General features: G+C 40.7%; 1 pseudogene. It reads right to left on the reverse strand.

The annotated features are described in order from the left end of the window. Window positions 1-934 (reverse strand): annotated as a pseudogene (locus tag FYJ58_RS14675) (transposase); the annotation flags it as partial. Window positions 935-1085 lie beyond the last annotated feature (151 nt).

Here is a 1085-nt window from a genome sequence, read left to right on the forward strand (position 1 = left end):
GGGTGGCGGCATTCATGATGAGCCAGATGTAGGTCTTGATACCACGGATTTTTATGTATGTTTCGTCAGCTGTGAACACATCCCCTTTTTCGTAGGGATACTGATCAACAAAAGGTTTGATGCAGATGGCGGCAGTCTTGCAGTAGTTGGCAATCTGCTGATGTGAGATGCTGATATTGTACAGGTCTTTGAGTGCCTGAGAGGTTTTCCTGAGGGAAAGCCCAAGATTGACATGGAGCGTAAGGCACAGGGACATGACATGGGCATTATGTTTGCTGAATTTCAGGGAAGAAGCATTTTTAGGCAGGGTGTTTAAGTCCATGCTGAAAAAATCTATCGTGAATTCACGGTAGATATAGTGGAGCTTATATTTATTTTTACCGTAATCCTCTTTCAGGTCTTCCTTATCCAGCTTTTTGAGGTTGTGGAGATAATAAGGGCATTTGGGATTGACACATTTATGGATGATAAAGTGCTTACGGTTTTTCTTTGGAACCAGAGTATTCCCACAGTGCGGACAGCGCAGTTTCACAGAGGAGAATCGACTTTCAGCCGGTGAGAATCTTGTATCACAAATCTTACAGAGAAGTTGTCCCTTGGAACCGTTGTTTTTGTACAGGAATGGTTTCGGTGCATTGCAGCGGGGACAGATGCAGTCATCGGGAATGTTACATTCTGACCGGCGGCTGATAGGGCGGATCTTCTTACCATAACGTTTTTCGTAGTAAGGGATGAGATCCTTATAAGTCCAGTCCTGGCGGAAGTCGGTGACAAGAGGGAGTTCATCAATCTTGAACTTTTGGTATTTTGGAGAATGGGAATCATCAAAAGCCCACTGTTTAAGAGGAATATATCTGCAGATAAAGTTAAGTAACCAGCAATTCATTGTATAGAGTTGTTGAATGATTTGAAGTAAATATAGTATAATGTCCATGAGCATTTATCCTTTCTGATATTTTGGAATTTTGGTCGAGGACATTATATCAAAAATGGGAGGTAAATGCTCTTTTTATTTGCAAACCTCCAATAAATTAAGGTTTTAAAAGAATTTTTAAAATAAAATACGGGTAGTTTTTGACACTACC

The organism is Velocimicrobium porci (genome assembly GCF_009696045.1).
GTDB lineage: Bacteria > Bacillota > Clostridia > Lachnospirales > Lachnospiraceae > Velocimicrobium > Velocimicrobium porci.